Here is a 19,735-nt window from a genome sequence, read left to right as displayed (position 1 = left end):
ACGTCTTTATGTGAACCATGTTATTCTTCGCCATGAGTGATAATAACTATAAATACGACAGCCCCTGGTAAACCCCATCAGCATAAAAGAAAGGCTCAAAGGTTTCACCCTCGGCCAGCTCGCAGGTTACCTGCATGGTAGTAAAAATAATGTCACCAAAAATATTAGCGATGGCGGTATCGGCGGCATCCCTCCCTGTTGCTATTTTAACCAGGCCATTTAGCGGTACCAGGTGCGTGGCATCAAACAAAACCCATTCACCGCCTAAATAGGCTTCGAAACAGGCATGAAAATCTGCCGGTTTTAAATGGTAGGCATAGCCTGTAAAGTAACGGGCGGGTATAGTTAATGCGCGGCAAAGCGCGATGCCCAAGTGCGCGAAATCCCTGCAAACACCAGCCTGTTGGGTGACAGTATCATAGGCCGAGGTTTGCGCGTTGGAAAAACCGCTCATGTATTGCACGTTTTTATTGATCCAGCCTGTCAAAGCTATAACTTGGTCGAACTGGTGGGGGATATGACCAAAGAGGTTATTTGCTAAGCGATACAATTTATCTGACTGGCAATACCTGCTTGGATACAAGTAAGGCAGGACAGAAGCATCCATATGCGCGATGAATGGCTCCTCCTTTTGTGAATGATCGCTGATGGTATAGCAGTTATCAACTGTTGCGTTGTAGGATAGTTTGATGTTTCCCGGCTCAGTGATCTCAAAACGGATCAACCGGTTCTCGGTATTTCCTAAAACCAACTCTTCAACTTTAATATAGGGCTCAATGGTAAAAGCTTCCTTTATTACCGTTTGGTTTGGGGTGCGTAAAGCATGTATATTTAAAATTAATGTGCCCGGGGAATTGGCGGTATACTGCATTTCGGTGAACACATCAAATTTCATTCTTTTTCTATTTTAAGTAGTCTCTTTAGCTAATTTATTAAACGCCACATCCATCCAATCTTCGGATATATGCTCCAGCGCGGCCTTCAATTCCTCGGCCCATTGTATGGATATATTCTCCAGGTCACGTTTCTCATAACGTTGCTCCACAATATGAAAACTGTCTTTTTTGTAGAGCGCGACGTCAATCGGGAAATCAACATTATTGGAGCTTACCCTTGTTGAATCAAACGACAGGAAACCGGTTTTTAAAGCCAGTTTCAGGCTCGAATCTTCGTTTAGCGTACGGTTCAGTATCGCCTTACCATGCCCGGAGTTCCCGATTATAACATATGGGGCACCTTGTCCCAGCTCAACCCAGTTACCTTCAGGATACAGCAGGAAAAGCTTATGTTCATCATCATCCTTCAATTGTCCGCCAATTATGGTGTTCAGGTCGAAGTTAAATCCTGCTTTCTCCAGCGATGCTTTGTCTTCAGATGCAACACGTTTTACCTGTTCGCCAAAAGCATTTACGGCTTTATAAAGCTTATTGTAATCTTTGGTTTCAAGCAATTCCTGGAAATAAACTATCGCCTTGTCTCTTGTTGACCTTAACCCGCTGGTCATGATAAAAAGCGAAAAGCCGTCTTTTTGTTCTATCGTTATTTTCTTTTTTACGGTGGTATCCGTTCCGGAGGTAATGCGGGTATCGGCCAACGCCAATAAACCTTCTTTAACCTTTATGCCTAAACAATACGTCATTACTGAATATAAAAAATTTGTGGGTGCCAAAATAGACAATTAATGAAGATTAACAGGTGGGATAAACTAATTTAAATTAATTAATATTGAGGTGTAATATTCTTGTAAGTGCTGTATCTAACTAATAAAACCGATCATCAATGGATAATATACTACCGGAAAGTATTTTAAAAGTGACCGACCTGTGTGTGCAGTACGGCACATTTAAGGCAGTTAAAGAAGTTTCGTTTGATGTCCGTCAGGGCGAAATCTTCGGTTTGCTCGGCCCGAATGGTGCAGGCAAAACCAGTACGTTAAGCGCTATAGAAGGTTTGATCAAATACGCATCAGGAACAGTTTTGGTTGATGGCCATGATGCCAGAGAAAAGCCCTTAAATGCAAGGGCATCGATGGGGGTACAGTTACAGTCAACCAGCTTTCAGCCGGAATTAAAGGTTAGCGAAATATTACAACTCTTTGCAGGTATATATGGCGTTAAATTAACCAGGGAACGTTTATCAGCAATTTTAAAGGATATTAGTTTGGAAGATTCTGCGGGCAAACGGTTTGGGCAACTTTCCGGAGGACAGCAGCAACGGGTATCGCTGGTGATCTCAACCATTCATAACCCCAGATTAGTTTTGCTGGATGAGCCCACCACCGGCCTAGACCCGCAATCACGCCGACAGCTTTGGGAACGCATCGAAGCTATCCGCGAACGCGGGCATGCGGTTGTTTTGACCACGCACTCCATGGAAGAGGCGGAATCCGTTTGCGACCGTATCGGTATTATAGATCATGGTAAGGTAATTACAATTGATACGCCACAGGCGCTGATAGAAAAACATAAAAACGACCCTGAAGTAATTGCAGTATCCCGCAAAGGCCGGGTAACACTCGAAGACGTATTCATCGCGCTAACCGGTAAAGCCGTTCGCGCATAAAATCAAAAAATATTATGGAAACAATCATACCAAAAACATCTACCGTACTTGGCGCTTTACTGAAAGCTGATTTCACCACGTTATGGCGCAACCGTCGGGCCGTTGTAATGGTTTTTTTAGTGCCGATAGTTATATTGGTTTCATGGAAAGACTTGGTTGCTAAAATGGGCGGTCCGTTTGCTTTATCTAACAGCCTTACTTATGGTTTAATTGCAATCGGTTTAATGGGTTATACCAATTCTATTGCCCGCGATAGGGATAAAGGCATTTTTCAACGCTTGCGTGTCGCCCCGGCACCAAACTGGACGATTATGATGAGCCGCATACTTGTGCAACTGACTATGATCGCGTTAATAACCACAGCCATATTTATTGTAGGCTATGATTATGATAAAATTACGCTAAGCCCAATAGGATATTTGGTAACATATATTACAGCAATAATTGGCGGTGCAGTTTATTTAGCTTTGGGTCAGGTTATTGTTGGGCTGATCAAAAATCCTGAAACAGTAAACTCCACTTCAAGGCTGGTTTACTTCTCATTTGTCATCATAGGTTTATTTGGTGGGATGGGACTACTGGGAAAGCAGATTGGGCAAATGACACAGTGGTCGCCGTACGGCACGGTAAAAACTATCCTTGCTGCTGGCATGACACCTGGTTCATGGACTATTGATGCCACAAATGCGCTTTTAGTAACCCTTGGCTACACTATCGTATTTGCTGTGATCGGCATAAAAAACTTTAAGTGGAATACTAAGTAATAGTTTTTCGCATTTGCAATGCGTATCGCAATACAATCGCAAACCCTTATTAAGCACTCGTTGCAAACGAGCGCAAGATTACTGACAAAACAGTGTCAGCACTTTTTATAATTTTATTTCTGATATTTGGAGGTATCCTTATACTTTGATGCTCAATAAGGTCAAGCATTTAGCAAACTACCATTTACACTATGAAATTACCGTTATTCTGCCTGTCTGTTTTTGTGTTATTATCTTTAAATACATTTGCCCAATCGCCCAAACCAACAAATTTAAAATGCGAATATTTGATCAATCCTATCGGGATGGATGCGACACATCCGCGGTTTATTTGGCAATTAAAGGATGACAGGGCAGGAGCATTCCAGTCTGGCTATCAACTGTTTGTTAGCACTGATTCACTTGCAGTAAAAAATGGTAAAGGCAATGTATGGCAAACCGCTAAAGTTACATCCGCTAAAAACCTGGTAAGCTACCAGGGCAAAGCATTACAACCCTTCACCAAATATTACTGGACAGTTTGTTTGTGGGATAAAACCGGCAAAGTAACTAAATCAGCATCGGTAGCCAGCTTTGAAACCGGTTTAATGGGCATGCATAATTGGAAGGGCTACTGGATAAGTGATGATAACGACATCAAAACAAAACCTGCCGGGTACTTCCGTAAAACTTTTAAGGCTGCTAAGCACATCAGATCGGCAAAGGCGTATATAGCTGCCGCTGGTTTGTACGAATTGTATATCAACGGTAAAAAGATCGGAAACCACCGCCTTGACCCGATGTTCACACGTTTCGACCGCCGCAACCTGTATGTGAGCTATGATGTTACCAATCAATTACAAGATGGTAAAAACGCTATCGGTGTAATTTTAGGGAATGGCTGGTATAATTTTCAATCCCTTGGTGTTTGGGATTATGAGCGTGCCCCCTTGGCGTGCAAGGCCAACTTTCTGCTTGGATATACGAGTGACTTACACTGATGGTTCGGTTGAAACGATCACTTCAGACAGAAGTTGGAAAACATCAACCGGGCCGATAGTCTTTAATAGTATTTACACCGGCGAACATTACGATGCCCGTTTAGAAAAGTCAGGTTGGGATCTGCCTGATTTTGATGATAAAAAATGGAATGGCATAACACTTCGCCAGGCACCATCTGCAAATATTGTATCGGAGGCTATGCAGCCTATCCGCAATGTGGAACGGATCCCTGCCAAAAGCATGAACAAGATCAATGATTCAACCTACATATTCGATCTGGGCAGAAACATCGCTGGCGTGAGCCAGATCACATTAAATGGCGATTCAAATACGGTAGTAAAGTTGATCCACGCTGAACGGTTGTATAAAGATGGTTACCCTGACCAATCCAATGTTGATTACTTCCTTGATTCTGCAAGCAAAACCTATGATCCTTATGCTACCGACATTTACAAACTAAACGGTAAAGGTGAAGAATCCTTTATGCCGCACTTTAACTACAAGGGCTTTGAGTACGTTGAGGTAAAAAGCAATAAAGCCATCAAATTAAACAAAGAAAGTCTGGTTGGTTATTTCATGCACAGCGATGTAACCCCGGTTGGTACCATCAATTCATCAAGTGATCTGATCAATAAAATCTGGGCCGCAACAAATGCATCTTATTTATCGAACTTACAGGGATACCCAACAGATTGCCCGCAACGTGAAAAGAACGGCTGGACAGGCGATGCCCAGATAGCCAGCGAAACCGGGATGTATAATTTTGATGGCATCACCATTTACGAAAAGTGGATGGCCGACCACCGCGATGAGCAGCAACCTAATGGGGTGTTGCCGTCCATAGTGCCGACAGATGGCTGGGGTTATGAGTGGGGTAATGGTCCGGATTGGACGAGTACCATCGCCATCATCCCCTGGAATGTTTATTTATTTTATGGCGATACTAAGATCTTGAGCGACAATTATGATAACATTAAACGTTATGTAGATCACATCAATTACATGTACCCAACAGGATTAACAACCTGGGGATTGGGCGATTGGGCGCCGGTAAAATCGACCACACCAGTTGAACTGACTTCGTCAGTTTATTATTATACCGATGTAAATATCCTGGCTAGGGCAGCTAAATTATTAGGCAGAAATGGTGATTATTTAACTTATTCAGCTTTAGCTAAAAAAGTTAAGGATGCTATAAACGCTAAATACCTTGACCCCAAAAGCGGTGTTTACGCCAAAGGTCATCAAACCGAGCAAGCCGTACCGCTTTACTGGGGTATTGTACCCGACAGCCTGAAAACTAAAGTAGCCGCCAACCTTGCCGATTCAGTAGCCGCCAACAACTTTCATTTGGATGTTGGAATCTTAGGCGCCAAAGCAATTTTAGGCGCATTAAGTGATAACGGACAAGCACAAACCGCCTATCGTTTAGCCTCGCAGGATACCGCTCCATCTTGGGGTTGGTGGATTGTGAATGGTGCGACCACGTTATATGAGAATTGGAACATCAGCGCGAAAAGAGACCTGTCATTAAACCACATCATGTTCGGCGAGATAGGTGCCTGGATGTATAAAGGATTGGCGGGAATCAAAATAGATGAAAATCAACCCGGCTTTAAAAACGTCATCCTGTCGCCAAACTTTGTAGATGGTCTTGATCATTTCGAAGCCACGCACGTTGGTCCTTATGGCCAGATAGTTTCTTCATGGAAACGTGAGGGGAAAATGGTAAAGTATAAGGTAACTATTCCTGCAAATTCAACCGCGACCATTAATTTCCCTGTTGGAGAAAAGGTTTATTTTAAAGGTAGTTCGATCAATCAGACTCAACAATACAAAGTTGTAGCAGGTAGTTACGAGTTTGACGTGAAATAAGATCATTTTTCACCATCTTTCCGCCGAATGCGAAAAGATGGCCGACAAGCGAAGTGGGGTTGGGTTGGTGCCGCCATGCTTTTCAAATCAATCTGAAAACATCCGCTTAAATAAGTTTTAATTTCTAAATTTGGCGTTCATACGTTTTCACAATTCTATTTTAAGATAATGAGCAAAGGGGTTATAAGTAAAGAAGAAGATTACTCGCAATGGTATAATGACCTGGTTATAAAAGCCGACATGGCCGAATATTCGCCGGTTCGGGGTTGTATGATCATTAAGCCATACGGCTATTCTATCTGGGAAAAAATGCAGGCTGTTTTGGACAAGATGTTTAAAGACACCGGCCACAGTAACGCTTATTTTCCGCTGCTAATCCCCAAGTCTTTTTTCTCAAAAGAAGCGAGCCACGTAGAAGGTTTCGCTAAGGAATGTGCCGTGGTAACCCACTATCGCTTAAAAAACGATGGCGACGGCAATATCATTGTGGATGAAGACGCCAAACTGGAAGAAGAACTGATCATCCGCCCAACATCTGAAACCATTATCTGGAACACTTACCGCGGCTGGATCCAATCTTACCGGGACCTGCCTATTTTGGTTAACCAATGGGCTAATGTAATGCGTTGGGAAATGCGTACGCGTTTGTTTTTACGCACCAGCGAGTTTTTATGGCAGGAAGGACATACCGCCCATGCTACAGCTGACGAAGCCATTGCCGAAACTGAACAAATGCTGGAAGTATATTCAGAATTTGCTGAAAACTGGATGGCGTTACCGGTTGTAAAAGGCCGCAAAACACCAAACGAGCGTTTTGCAGGTGCTTTGGATACTTATTGCATCGAGGCATTAATGCAGGATGGCAAAGCCTTACAAGCAGGTACTTCGCACTTTTTAGGGCAAAATTTCGCTAAGGCTTTTGATGTGAAATTCACAGGCAAGGATAACAAACTGGATTATGTTTGGGCTACTTCATGGGGCGTATCAACCCGTTTGATAGGTGCTTTGATCATGGCCCACTCTGATGACGCAGGTTTGGTATTGCCACCAAAATTAGCGCCAATCCAGGTTGTAATTGTGCCGATCTATAAGCATGATGAAGAATTGGAGAATATTTCAGCCTTTGTAGCATCGCTTACTAAAGAATTGAAAGCAAAAGATATCTCTGTTAAATTCGATAAACGCGATACCCACCGCCCCGGCGCAAAATTCGCTGAATACGAATTGAAAGGCGTACCGGTACGCGTTGCTATTGGTAGCCGCGATATGCAAAACGGAACAGTTGAGCTTGCCCGTCGTGATACTAAAACCAAAGAAACCGTTAACCAGGAAGGTCTGGCAGCACACATTGAAGCGTTGTTAGAAGATATCCAAACCAATATTTACCAAAAGGCATCAACTTTCCGTGCTGAAAATACCACCGAGGTTGACAATTACGAGGACTTCAAACGCTTGTTAGATGAAAAACCGGGGTTTCTTTCAGCGCACTGGGATGGTACGCCTGAAACCGAGCAAAAGATAAAAGATGAAACTAAGGCAACAATCCGTTGCATACCTTTGAACAATAAACAGGAAGAAGGCAAATGTATCTTAACCGGTAAGCCATCAACCCAAAGAGTATTGTTTGCCCGTGCCTATTAATATTGATTGATGGTTGATTAGTTGAAGTTTAACCACTCACCCAATCAACCATTCACTTAATTAACCAGTTAAATGAAATTCGCAACTAAAGCTATACACGCAGGGCAGGAGCCCGATCCGTCAACAGGGGCGGTAATGACGCCGATATACCAAACATCTACCTACTGGCAAAAATCGCCGGGCGATAACCAGGGTTATGAATATTCCCGTGGTACCAACCCAACCCGCCATGCCCTGGAAAATTGTTTGGCAGCTTTGGAAAATGCCAAATATGGTTTGGCTTTTTCAAGCGGAATGGGCGCTACCGATGCGGTAATGAAACTATTAGCGCCGGGTGATGAAGTAATTACAGGCAATGACCTATACGGTGGCTCCTACCGGATCTTCACTAAAATATATGCCAACTATGGCATCAAATTCCATTTTATCGACCTGGCTGATCCGGAATTGATCAACCAATATGTAAATGAAAATACTAAACTGATATGGATTGAAACGCCAACTAACCCAACCATGCGTATTGTGGATATTGAAGCGGTTGCCAGAATATCCAAAGCAAAAAACCTGAAGCTGGTGGTTGACAATACCTTTGCTTCGCCATACCTGCAGAACCCGATCGATCTGGGTGCAGATATTGTGATGCATTCAGTAACCAAATATATCGGCGGCCACTCTGATGTGGTGATGGGCGCTTTAATGCTGAATGATGAGGACACTTACAAGAAACTATGGTTCATCTATAACGCCTGCGGAGCCACTCCAGGGCCTATGGATAGCTTCCTGGTACTGCGCGGTATCAAAACGCTGCACCTGCGCATGAAAGCCCATTGCGAGAATGGCAGGATCATCGCCGAATTCCTGAAAACACATCCGAAAGTTGAAAAGATATACTGGCCGGGCTTTACCGATCATCCAAATCACCATATTGCCAAAAAGCAAATGAAAGATTTTGGTGGCATGATCTCCATTGTATTGAAGGATGCTGATCTGAAAGAAACTTTCCGCGTAGCTTCATCTTTCAAAGTTTTTACTTTGGCGGAATCATTAGGCGGCGTTGAATCACTCATCAACCACCCCGTAAGCATGACCCACGGCTCCATCCCCAAACCCGAGCGCGACAAAGCCGGCGTAGTCGATAACCTGTTACGCCTAAGCGTAGGAGTAGAAGATGTGGAAGATTTGTTAGAAGATTTGAAACAAGCGTTAGCATAGTACATAGTATCAAGTAGCTAGTATCAAGTAAACCTTGTCTTACTACTTGATACTAGTTACTTGATACTAAATAAATGATAGAAAATCTCAAAGCCTTTCTTGATTCCAAAGTCGCGCAATATAACCAGCCGGATTTCATTAAAAACGACCCGGTTTCCATCCCGCACCTGTTCACCAAAAAGCAGGATATCGAGATCATGGGATTTTGGGCGGCGACTTTAGCTTGGGGTCAACGTGTTACCATCATAAACAAATGCAAAGAGCTGATCGACCTGATGGATGGCGCACCCTACGATTTTATCATCAACCACCACGAAACCGATCTTAAAAAGCTGCTCCATTTTAAGCACCGCACATTTAATGATATTGATACACTGTATTTTATAGCTTTCTTTCGCTATCATTATGAAAACCATGAGTCGTTAGAAGATGCGTTTATTCCAGCAAAAACTGCTATTCTGAGCGGTAGCAAAGAATCTGTAAACCTCCAAACGCCGGTTGAATCGGCATTAAATCACTTCCGAAAGTATTTCTTTTCACTTCCTGATTTCCCGCATCGCACCAAAAAACATGTTTCCTCACCCTCGCAAAAATCAACCTGCAAAAGGCTGAATATGTTCCTGCGCTGGATGGTGCGTAAAGACGATTACGGTGTAGATTTCGGCATCTGGAATCAGCTCAAACCCGCCGACCTGATTATGCCCTGCGATCTGCATGTAGACCGGGTAGCGCGCAAGCTCAACCTCATCGCCCGCAAACAAACAGACTGGCAAACCGCCGTTGAGCTAACGGAACGCTTGAGGGAGTTTGATCCGGCTGATCCTGTTAAATATGATTTCGCTTTGTTTGGTTTGGGGATAGAGGAGAAATTTTAATTAATTGTCATTTCGACGATAGGAGAAACTATCTCTTGAGCGCAGCGAAAAATCTTCTTCAACTTTAAAGTCTGATTAGTATATTTAAATTATGCAATCAGATAACGAATTTTCTGCTTTCCTTACCGGTAAATCCGAACAAACCTTATCGCTCTTTAATCACTTCATTAACGAATACCAAAAACTTGCTCCTGTCACCATCCATCCAGCCAAAACCATGATTGGCATTGCCAACTCACACCGCAGAATTGCCTGGGTAACTCAGTTAGGCAAAAACTTTATCCACGTAGTATTCCCATTTAAACAGGAATATCCCGACAACTTATGTTTCCAAAAAATAGCACAAGTACCCGGCGATGCTCACCAGTTTAACCATCATTTAAGGATCTATAATGTGGAAGATGTGAATGAAGAGGTATTAAAGTTTATGCAGATAGCGTATGACTATTGAGTGAAATCCTAATTTTCTTCCTTGAAATAAACCTTATAATAATTCATGGCCCTGCCATCGTCAAAACCTTTCTCTATCAACTCCTTATCGCCATGAATGTAAATGTGGAAATTCTTATCCAACTTTAGTACGCTTTTATAAACGCGGGCTTGCTTCTTAACCGCATTATCTGAAATTTCGAATGTATCCGAAATAGGCGAATCAAACTCCTGTTCGTACTGGCTTTTAAAGTTTTTGAATGATTCAATTGCTTTTTCGTTACCGATAACTTCATCCGCAAATTCATCTATATCAAAGGTGTCCTTCTCCTTAAAATACTTCATTGAGCGGTTTAACAGGTCGATCTTATCAGCCTTGCTCATTTCAAACTCATCATCCAGTTTCTGGGTCACAAAGTTTTTGTAGATGCCTAAGGTATTGCTGGTCTGGTTAAAACTGTCGTTACGGATTTTTAATTGCAGAAAATTATCCTTCCAGTAAACTGCAGCTTCCTGGTTGGTGTTGGTTTTGTCAATTACTACAACCTTGAAGCCATTTTCTTTTTCAATGTTGAAGATCAAAACACCTTTATCCAGCTTGTTGATGTTGATGGCATTCTCCTCGTAATCAACACCAAAGCCACCTTCTTCCGGGTACACCTTCAGGTAAGTTTCTTTATTTTCTGATTTGAAAATGCCTATTGCATCCAGCGGGTTACCCTCAATCTGTACTTTATTAAAGTAAACTATATACAACTCCCCGGTTTTAATATTAGGATGATTAGATACGCCGTGAAGGTATTTGGTGATCTGTTCCGATACTTCATGAAATTTGCTCTTATCCTCAAAAACCTGTGTGGCAAAATGATGAATTTCGTTCAGATTCAAGTCGCCGCTGCTGTGCATCAGGTGGTAAACCTCGTTCGCTTTTTCAAACGGCTTTAAAAAATACTGCATCAAAAGGGTAGGGATCACCTCGTCTTTAAGCTCAAGCGGCTTATCTGATAAGGCATAGAATTCATTATTAGTTGGATTACCAACGTGGTGAACAGAAATAGTATCGAGCGAAGCTTCAAAAAAAGTTACCATATTACTTGCGAATTTAGGTTTTTTGTATGATGCCTGCCGATTTTATACTTACAAAATTATGGCAGGAACATTGCGCTTAAATAACGACTTTTGATCAGAATTTAAGGGATTATAGAATTTACAGAATTGATGCTATTATTTAGTCGGATCAATGACTCAATTACAGCGAAGCGAAACGACCCAAATGACCAATACAGAAGAAACCATTGTTGCCCTTGCCACACCCTCCGGAAGCGGAGCTATTGGCGTTATACGCCTTTCCGGTCCGGAAGCAATTAATATTGCCCAAAGCGTTTTCAAAGGAAAGGACTTAACCAAACAGGAATCACACACTATCCATTTCGGAAGTATTGCTGATGGCGACCTAATTTTAGATGAAGTTTTAGTCTCATTATTTATCGCTCCGAGATCATATACACGCGAAAACGTGGTAGAGGTATCCTGTCATGGTTCCGCTTATATTATTGAGTCTATCATTAAGCTGCTGATTAAAAAAGGGGCAAGGTCTGCAAAAGCTGGTGAATTTACCTTGCGCGCTTTCTTAAACGGGCAAATGGACCTCTCCCAGGCCGAAGCCGTTGCCGATCTGATCGCGTCAAACTCAAAAGCTTCACAACAAGTGGCTTTAAACCAGTTACGTGGTGGTTTTAGCAATCAATTAAAGGGCTTACGGGAGCAATTAGTAAATTTTGCTTCGTTAGTGGAATTAGAACTGGATTTTGCTGAAGAAGATGTGGAGTTTGCAAACCGCGATCAGCTTAAAAAATTAACGCACGATATTACACGTATAATTGGCTCTTTAATACAATCATTTGAATTGGGTAACGCCATTAAAATGGGTGTAAATACGGTGATAGCTGGTCGGCCAAATGCAGGGAAATCAACTTTGTTAAATGCCCTGTTAAACGAAGAAAGAGCCATTGTAAGTCATATCCCCGGCACCACACGCGACACTATTGAAGAAGTTTTAAATATTCATGGCATCAATTTCAGGCTGATAGACACTGCTGGCATCCGCGAAGCAACGGATGCTATTGAGCGCATAGGAGTAGAGCGTACAATGGAAAAGATCAGGCAGTCAGCGCTATTGATTTATGTTTATGATGCTGAGCAGATTACTTTAGCAGAGCTTAATCAGGATTTAGAAAGCCTGCAAAAGCCAGGTGTAGTAATGCTGATTGTAGCTAACAAGATCGATTTATTATTGCAGGAAGAGATTAATAATTTACCGCACAGCCAGCAGTCTGTGATAATTTCAGCTAAAGAGAAATTTTATATCGATGAACTTAAAAATAAGATCTATCACACAGCCATAAAAGATAAGTTAACCGGTAATGAAACGCTGGTGACCAACATCCGTCACCTCGAGGCACTTCAAAAAACTGAAGAATCGTTATTAAAAGTACTGAACGGAATTGATTCCAACATAACTTCTGATTTTTTGGCGACCGATATTAAACAAGCCCTGCATTATTTAGGCGAGATTACAGGGACTGTTACTACTGATGATCTGTTGGAGAATATATTTAGTAAGTTCTGTATCGGGAAGTAATGGGGACACTATTTACTTTGTAAGTGATAACTCAAAGGTGCGTCTATACATGGTATGATAGGAAGTTCCGTTATTAGCGCCCTTTGCATAATACAGATATCCTGCCTTATCGGTTATTGTTTCTGATGGCTGATCGGGTGATATAAGCGTAGGGTACCAATTATAAGGGGCTGTTGATGCAGTTACAGTTGCATCGGGCACGGGTGCAGGTAATATCACTTTCCCTGCTGTCCAGTTAACCAGATCTGTCGAGGTACACATATATATTCCGCCGTTCCCAACTATGGTAAGAACATAAACATTAAGGTAAGTATTAAAAGTGACGAAAGGTTGCCGGTGGTCGGACTTGGCATTAACATCTAAAGTAATTTTAAGCGGAGTGAAGGCACCACCAAGCCCCGGCGAAGTGTAAACCCCATTAAGATATTTTTGCCAGCTCCCAATTGCTGCATCTTCAGCAATTGGCGCACGGGCAATGCCAATACCTTCCAAATTGCTTTGAGGATCTATCTCACGAAAAAATACATAAATATATCCATTCGCTTCTATGGCCGACGGTGTCCCAATCCCTGCTCCGCCTGAAGTTTGTGTAGACATCTGGGGATCATGGGCTGAAAGAATCTCACCTGTGCGCGCCCATGTGATCCCGCCATTGGTTGACCGAGCCAATCCTATTCCTGCATAAAAAGGATTTCCATTGCTATGAACTGTCCCAAACAGGTGATTTTCTGCATGATAGATCATCAGTAAAGCTGATCCGTTTGCCGCTTTGATTACACTTCCTGAACCAGCGTAATCCGCATCAAATGTGGCAGTACCTGGGCCACTGGGAGCAAGGAGCGGTGATGGAACTCCATTGTCCGATTTTAAGGATGTCAAATGCAATAGATCCGGCGTAGAAAAGCCCACGGTACCACCATCGGCAGCAAACCAAATACTGAAACCACCACCCGTATTGGCTAAGTATGATAAATGTTCGTCAGGGCTATATGAAAGGCCTGGGGAAGAAGGTGGAATGACGTTTTCCTCTGAGCCGAGCGTAATATCGAATGATATGTTCGATCGTGCCGGAGATGTATCATTCTTTTTACACCCGGTATTTATTACTAAAAGAAGTATCAATGCACTGCCTGCGTTTTTGGCAAAAGTAACCCAAAAAGACCGCTTGTAAATCATAACCTTATCGTTTTGTCGCGGCGAATAAAACATAAGTATACTACGGCATAATCTACATTTTGTTTGTAGGCACGTAATTAATATTGATATATTCAAATATTTAAGATTATGATACCCCCTAAGTTTAATTATAAAATTTATATAGGTCTATATACAAATACATCGCTTAATAAATTCTTTATTAAGCTTGTTAAGAACGGTTCTAAACAAGTAGAAATTTTAAATATCGCTTGCATTATCTGTTACCTTTGCGCAAATGCTCAAAAAAACAATTGCTATATGTTTGCTTGTAGCGCTGATCAGCTCCAACTTTTCGCGTTTCTTCATTTATGCTGGTTTTGAGCTCAACCATAAATATATTGCCGAAAACCTTTGCGTAAACAAATCTCGTCCATGGTTGCATTGCAACGGGCATTGTTATTTTATGCGAAAAATCAAAGAAGCGCAGGAAAATGAAAAAAAACAGGACCGCGCTAACCAGCAAAATCATTACCAGGAAGCACTTCCGGCAATAATTCCTGTTGCGCTTTCAGCATTTAAAGAAGATATGCCAAAGCCAATCTACCCCAAAGCCATTATCCCAGGTTTGATCCACCTTTCCTATTCAATTTTACTCCCGCCAAAAGTCGTTTAATTTAATTTACAGGTCGATACCCCGTATAACCGCCTGCATTATATAATTCAATTTTAGTTTATCTTAAATCGGTTTGGTTTAAAAAACAGCCTAATTATTCAAAGGATAAATTCATTTTTAAAGCGAAACTATGTTTACCATATCTATCAGGTACTACCTGATATCCTTAATAATCCTGTGTGCACCGATCGTCATCAGCTCGTGTAAGCATGATGCAGATTACCTGGCTGCGAGGAAACAAGTACTTGATATCCATGATAAAATCATGAATGAAGACGGCATGGCTGAAAACGACGAAATTAGATTTAATGCCCTGCTGAAATCCGGATTAAAACAATTAAAACTTCGGCAAGCTGGTTTAGATACCTCCTTAACACGGATACAGATTAATGCCCTAAATAAAAAACTCGGGTATGCCGATGACCAGATGGAAAGTTGGATGCACGCTTATAACAACGACTTTAAAGGAAAAACAAGCCAGGAAACACTGGAATATTTCACCGCTGAAAAGATCGAAGTGCTGAAGATTGATAGTTTATATAAGGACGTGCTGAAAGCATCGGGAAATTATTTAAAGCAACTGAAAATTAAGCCGGATACTTCAGTGCATATGGACAGCAAAATGAAGATGTAAGGTATGTAGATATCTTACTACCATTACTTTTAGTCAGGGTATTATTTACATCGCGGTGTCTTGATGCAGATTGATCAGCATAGGGATATGTTTGCGTATGTGAAGGCTTAAATAAAGAAGAAATATATCAACTAATTGAAGAATCCAGTTAATAATTAAACAAGTATAAAGTAGATATGCTCAAACGCCTGATCATATGGTCCCTGATTTTTGCGGTTTTCATCGCGAACTTCTCGATGGTGTTAGAATATGCCGGATTTAAATTGAACCGGCAATATATCTCTCAAAACCTTTGCATTAATCGTTTTAAGCCCAGCCTTCATTGTAATGGCAGATGCTATTTTATGCGAAAGATAAAACAAGCTGAAGAAAACGAGAAAAAACAAACTTCTAGAAGTGGCTCAAATCGTGTTGAAGTATCATTTTTAAAGGAACCTTTCAGCTTTTTATTCCAAGAGCCGGCTATAATTGATCAGGTGTCTGTAAGCATTCATACTTTAGCCTATGCCTACACCAGTCATTATTTGGACACTGTTTTTAGACCTCCCAAGTCATTGAGTTAGTACATTCTATTCAAGTTAAACCTGCGAAAGGTTGAAGCCTATTTTTTAAGAATTAATAAGTGTAACCGTTAAATATTAAACATATGGATGGCTGCACTTGAACGATATAATGATATGAAAACTCAATTACGATATTTTATTTTATTTTTTATTTTATTGATCATCTCATCAGCTCAAACCGCTTTTTGTAAAACAACTCCGGTTGATGGTAAGATCACAGGCAGAGTAACCGACAAAGTTACAGGTCAGCCCGTACCAGGCGTAAGTATTACCATACCCGATCTGAAGTTAGGTACCAGTACTGACGCAAACGGTTTTTACATCCTTAAACGATTGCCGAAAGGTGAGTATCTTATCCAAGTGAGCGCAATAGGATATGCCAGTGAAACCAAGGTAATTAATCTGGGTGATACCTATTCTGTTGATTTTAAATTGTCAACATCAAACTATGAACTTTCGGATATTGTAGTTACAGCCTTGGGTAATACAACTACCCGCAAGCGTGCCACCATACCAATAGCAGTTGTTACTAATAAAATGATCCTTGAGGGCGTTTATAATACAGCCATTGATGAGATAGCCTCGCAGCCAGGTGTTAACGAGACTACGGAGGGTTCGGGTACAACCAAACCTCAAATTAACGGGCTTGGTTTTGACCGTGTGCTCACCTTAATGGATGGTGTTCCGCAGGAAGACTTCCAATGGGGAGATGATCATGGCATACTGATTGACCCTTACGCGGTTCATGATGCTGAAATTATCAGGGGGCCGGCTTCGCTGCAATATGGTGCCAGCGCTGAAGCAGGGGTAATTAGTTTCAAATCCGCTCCTTTACCTGAAAATGGTACCATTTTAGGTAGCGTGCTTACAGAATATCATACTAACAACGGCTACCTGGGAACATCATTAAATGTAGCAGGTAATCATAATGGTTTTGTTTGGAGTTTACAGGCAAGCGGCGAAGAAGCACATAGCTATTCTGATCCTAAAGATGGTTATGTTTGGGGAACTGCCTGGAACCAGGTAAACGCGAGGTTGATACTTTGCATCAACAGGTCATGGGGGTATTCGCGTCTTACTTTAAGTGCTTTACACCGGAGGATAGAATTGCCTGATGGGAACCGCGATAGTACAGGACGTTTTATGTTTGATTTCCCACAGAACGGAAAGATTTACCCAACAAGGGCCGATTTTTTATCCTACAGCGCGAACATCGCAAGTGATAAAAGTTTGGGTGAATACCAGGCCTGGTGGCAAAACAGTATTAATGCGGGTAAAGGTCGTTTCGGGCTGGATGTTGGTTTCACCAGGAGTGTGCACCATGATATTGATACAGGCATCATGGGTTCCGGAAATTTGTTAGTAAACGATGTGCCTTTTTCGTTCAAATACCAGTTAGCCGGCGATAGCTCGGGATGGAAACTGACCGCTGGAGTTAATGGTTTGTATGAATTTCAGCATAATGGAGCTGCGCCACAGGCACCTTACGTGCCGGATTACGAAATTCCTAATTACACCAATTTTGAATTAGGCGGATACGCTATTGTGGAAAAAAACTTTAAAAACCTAACATTGAGTGGAGGTTTAAGATTTGATCGCACGGACTTCGTTGGCGATCCGATGTCACTTGATGACAGTGGAAATATTGTCTCGGCAGGAACCCCAGGATCTACTGTGCAGTTTAATGGGTTTAATAATACCTATAGTGGGTTCTCCGGAAGCCTTGGCGCTTCTTACCAATTGCCTGATAATAAATATATTAAACTGAACATTTCCAAAAGTTATCGGGCTCCGGCGATCAACGAACTGACCAGCAATGGGTTGAATATCGGCTCCAATTTGGTGGATATCGGTAATATTAATTTGAAAGCAGAGCAGGGTTATCAAGTGGACCTGGCTTATGGTTATGATGGTAAGGACGTAAGTGTGGAGGCAGATGGCTTTTACAACCATATCAGTAATTTTATCTTTGCCGACCGTACAGACCAGTTATCAGACGGATTTCCTATATATCAATACTTATCTGCCAACACCGCTATAATTGAAGGTGTTTCCGGCTTCTTAAATATGCATCCGGCTGAGGCTAAATGGTTTGAGTTAGATAACGGGTTCACCTATATTCATTCGCGTATCCCTAATCAAACAGATTCAACAAAGCACCTGCCTTATATCCCGGCCCCGCACTTAAATTCCGAAATTAAATTAAGGCTGGCTGACGGGCATAACGCTGTTTTAAGAGGATGCTATATGAAATTTGGCTTACAACACGACTGGGCGCAAAAGAATGTCTACAGTGCGTTTTATACCGAATTACCCTCTGTGCAGTACACCATATTTAATGCCGGTGTAGGTACCAATATAGTCAATCCTAAATCAGGAAGGACGATATGCGCTTTATATGTTAATTGCACTAATCTAACCAATGTGGCTTATGCCGATCATTTGAATTTGGCGCAATATTTTTTGGCGTATAATGGCACTCCGGCAACAGTAATCCGCCAAAGCCAGGGTATTTATAACATGGGACGGAACATCAGTTTCAAACTAATCTTCCCTTTTAGTAGTAACATCAACAAATCAGCCGCTTCAGAATAAAAGAATAAGGAATGGCAATGATTAAGCATTGCCATTCCTTCGAAATAAAGTTCAAAGCAGTTAACTTTTTTATAAACAAAACTTTGTTGATCACATTCAAATACGATTGGGTGTACATTTTTCCAGTTTAGGGCTCGAAATTTAATGTTAAATTAAAATCAAAACATCAACTTTGCAATATATGCAAAGACGTTCAGCCATAAAAAATATTGGCGGCCTGTTATTGGCGCCATCTATTATCAAAAGTACCACCCTGGCAGGTAACAATAAGCCCGTATTGCGCGTTGCCCACCTTACCGATATTCATTTGAAGGATAAATTTGATGCACCTGCAAGATTTACACGATGCTTACATCACGTGCAGAATTTGTCACCCAAGGCTGATCTTATCATGAATGGAGGTGATATTGTTTTCGATATAAATAAAGAAAACATAAGCACGATCAATGCGCAATGGAAACTAACGCATGATATTATGAAATCTGAATGCGGTTTACCTGTACACTACTGCCTGGGAAACCACGACATTTGGTGGAGTGAGAACGACAAGGGCCAAACATTTTATGGTAAAAAGTATAGTATGGGGCAGCTGCAATTGGTTAAACCTTACTATAGTTTTATACAGGCTGGCTGGAAATTTATAATATTGGATAGCGTGCACCTTGATATTGACAATACATGGTATATAGGTAAACTTGGAGATGAGCAATTTGCCTGGCTGCAAAACGAAATTGAAGCTACTGACGCTAATATGCCAATTATGATTATGTCGCATATACCTATTCTAACAGCTACAAATCTGATTGAAGATGATACGGTTAACCGCTGGACAATGCTCGGCGGCGATATGCATACCGATAATGCAAAAATTATAAGCCTGTTTTACAAACACCCCAATGTAAAGTTATGCCTTGCCGGGCATATCCACCTGCGTGATAAGGTAGTTTATAACAATGTGACCTACATTTGCGATGGTGCGGTAAGTGGCGCCTGGTGGGAGGGTAACAGGCGTGAAACAGCCCCTGGCTATGGCGTTATCGATCTTTTTGCAGATGGCAGTTTTAACGAGCAATACGTCAATTATTAAGATTTTTTGTCTGTACTTTATTCCATCATATTTTAATGGGCTGTAATTTTCATCAAAATAACGAAC

At 41.6% G+C, this 19,735-nt stretch carries 19 protein-coding genes; 15 read left to right on the top strand and 4 right to left on the bottom strand.

Annotated features, from left to right (window positions below):
• Positions 1 to 46: 46 nt before the first annotated feature.
• Positions 47 to 895 carry a transglutaminase-like domain-containing protein gene (locus ACYZ0U_RS13815; protein ID WP_461453124.1) on the bottom strand — a complete coding sequence of 283 codons (849 nt, stop codon included), beginning with the start codon at positions 893 to 895 and terminating at the stop codon, positions 47 to 49.
• Positions 896 to 907: 12 nt separating this feature from the next.
• Entirely contained in the window at positions 908 to 1,639 is a 732-nt protein-coding gene (locus tag ACYZ0U_RS13810; protein ID WP_461453123.1) for a peptidase, read from the bottom strand.
• A 140-nt stretch (positions 1,640 to 1,779) separates the two neighbouring features.
• Here ACYZ0U_RS13810 and ACYZ0U_RS13805 point away from each other — a divergent pair, with 140 nt between their 5' ends.
• The 8 genes from ACYZ0U_RS13805 to ACYZ0U_RS13770 all read left to right on the top strand — a co-directional run bounded on the left by ACYZ0U_RS13805 (position 1,780) and on the right by ACYZ0U_RS13770 (position 10,361).
• On the top strand, positions 1,780 to 2,562 hold the full coding sequence (locus ACYZ0U_RS13805; protein WP_461453122.1) for an ABC transporter ATP-binding protein: 783 nt from the start codon (positions 1,780 to 1,782) through the stop codon (positions 2,560 to 2,562).
• A gap of 14 nt (positions 2,563 to 2,576) precedes the next feature.
• Complete coding sequence (locus ACYZ0U_RS13800; RefSeq protein WP_461453121.1) at positions 2,577 to 3,326, top strand: ABC transporter permease; 750 nt, start codon at positions 2,577 to 2,579, stop codon at positions 3,324 to 3,326.
• 191 nt (positions 3,327 to 3,517) lie between these two features.
• Positions 3,518 to 4,306, top strand: a complete 789-nt coding sequence (locus ACYZ0U_RS13795; RefSeq protein WP_461453120.1) for a glycoside hydrolase family 78 protein — start codon at positions 3,518 to 3,520, stop codon at positions 4,304 to 4,306.
• On the top strand, positions 4,281 to 6,182 hold the full coding sequence (locus ACYZ0U_RS13790; protein WP_461453119.1) for an alpha-L-rhamnosidase: 1,902 nt from the start codon (positions 4,281 to 4,283) through the stop codon (positions 6,180 to 6,182). Before ACYZ0U_RS13795 ends, ACYZ0U_RS13790 begins: the two co-directional genes overlap by 26 nt.
• A gap of 168 nt (positions 6,183 to 6,350) precedes the next feature.
• Positions 6,351 to 7,823 (top strand): proline--tRNA ligase, encoded by a 1,473-nt coding sequence (gene proS / locus ACYZ0U_RS13785; protein ID WP_461453118.1) that lies wholly within the window; start codon positions 6,351 to 6,353, stop codon positions 7,821 to 7,823.
• Between the two features lie 72 nt (positions 7,824 to 7,895).
• The gene (locus tag ACYZ0U_RS13780; RefSeq protein ID WP_461453117.1) at positions 7,896 to 9,035 is read left to right on the top strand and encodes a cystathionine gamma-synthase; all 1,140 of its coding nucleotides are present in this window, start codon (positions 7,896 to 7,898) and stop codon (positions 9,033 to 9,035) included.
• 74 nt (positions 9,036 to 9,109) lie between these two features.
• Positions 9,110 to 9,910 carry a TIGR02757 family protein gene (locus tag ACYZ0U_RS13775; protein WP_461453116.1) on the top strand — a complete coding sequence of 267 codons (801 nt, stop codon included), beginning with the start codon at positions 9,110 to 9,112 and terminating at the stop codon, positions 9,908 to 9,910.
• Between the two features lie 91 nt (positions 9,911 to 10,001).
• Positions 10,002 to 10,361: a DUF5655 domain-containing protein gene (locus tag ACYZ0U_RS13770; protein WP_461453115.1), complete on the top strand. Its 360-nt coding sequence runs from the start codon at positions 10,002 to 10,004 to the stop codon at positions 10,359 to 10,361.
• An 8-nt stretch (positions 10,362 to 10,369) separates the two neighbouring features.
• On the opposite strand, the gene ACYZ0U_RS13765 is transcribed toward ACYZ0U_RS13770, so the two are convergent.
• Positions 10,370 to 11,428 carry a nucleoid-associated protein gene (locus tag ACYZ0U_RS13765; protein ID WP_461453114.1) on the bottom strand — a complete coding sequence of 353 codons (1,059 nt, stop codon included), beginning with the start codon at positions 11,426 to 11,428 and terminating at the stop codon, positions 10,370 to 10,372.
• Positions 11,429 to 11,579: 151 nt separating this feature from the next.
• Here ACYZ0U_RS13765 and mnmE point away from each other — a divergent pair, with 151 nt between their 5' ends.
• Positions 11,580 to 12,980 (top strand): tRNA uridine-5-carboxymethylaminomethyl(34) synthesis GTPase MnmE, encoded by a 1,401-nt coding sequence (mnmE, locus tag ACYZ0U_RS13760; RefSeq protein WP_461453113.1) that lies wholly within the window; start codon positions 11,580 to 11,582, stop codon positions 12,978 to 12,980.
• Between the two features lie 12 nt (positions 12,981 to 12,992).
• Here the strand turns inward: mnmE and ACYZ0U_RS13755 are convergent, their stop codons facing one another.
• A complete protein-coding gene (locus ACYZ0U_RS13755) occupies positions 12,993 to 13,241 on the bottom strand; it encodes a hypothetical protein (RefSeq protein WP_461453112.1) in 249 nt (82 codons plus the stop codon).
• Between the two features lie 547 nt (positions 13,242 to 13,788).
• Here ACYZ0U_RS13755 and ACYZ0U_RS13750 point away from each other — a divergent pair.
• The 6 genes from ACYZ0U_RS13750 to ACYZ0U_RS13725 all read left to right on the top strand — a co-directional run bounded on the left by ACYZ0U_RS13750 (position 13,789) and on the right by ACYZ0U_RS13725 (position 19,669).
• Complete coding sequence (locus ACYZ0U_RS13750; RefSeq protein WP_461453111.1) at positions 13,789 to 14,151, top strand: hypothetical protein; 363 nt, start codon at positions 13,789 to 13,791, stop codon at positions 14,149 to 14,151.
• Positions 14,152 to 14,580: 429 nt separating this feature from the next.
• A complete protein-coding gene (locus ACYZ0U_RS13745; protein ID WP_461453110.1) occupies positions 14,581 to 14,790 on the top strand; it encodes a hypothetical protein in 210 nt (69 codons plus the stop codon).
• 130 nt (positions 14,791 to 14,920) lie between these two features.
• Entirely contained in the window at positions 14,921 to 15,424 is a 504-nt protein-coding gene (locus ACYZ0U_RS13740; protein ID WP_461453109.1) for a hypothetical protein, read from the top strand.
• Positions 15,425 to 15,600: 176 nt separating this feature from the next.
• Positions 15,601 to 15,987 (top strand): hypothetical protein, encoded by a 387-nt coding sequence (locus ACYZ0U_RS13735; RefSeq protein WP_461453108.1) that lies wholly within the window; start codon positions 15,601 to 15,603, stop codon positions 15,985 to 15,987.
• Positions 15,988 to 16,101: 114 nt separating this feature from the next.
• Positions 16,102 to 18,582, top strand: coding sequence for a TonB-dependent receptor (locus ACYZ0U_RS13730; RefSeq protein WP_461453107.1), 2,481 nt, complete (start codon positions 16,102 to 16,104; stop codon positions 18,580 to 18,582).
• Between the two features lie 181 nt (positions 18,583 to 18,763).
• Complete coding sequence (locus ACYZ0U_RS13725) at positions 18,764 to 19,669, top strand: metallophosphoesterase family protein (RefSeq protein WP_461453106.1); 906 nt, start codon at positions 18,764 to 18,766, stop codon at positions 19,667 to 19,669.
• Positions 19,670 to 19,735: the final 66 nt, after the last annotated feature.

The organism is Mucilaginibacter sp. (assembly GCF_965225845.1).
Classification (GTDB): domain Bacteria; phylum Bacteroidota; class Bacteroidia; order Sphingobacteriales; family Sphingobacteriaceae; genus Mucilaginibacter.
The sequence above is the reverse complement of the archived record's forward strand: the minus strand, read 5'-3'. Positions and strand labels throughout refer to the sequence as shown.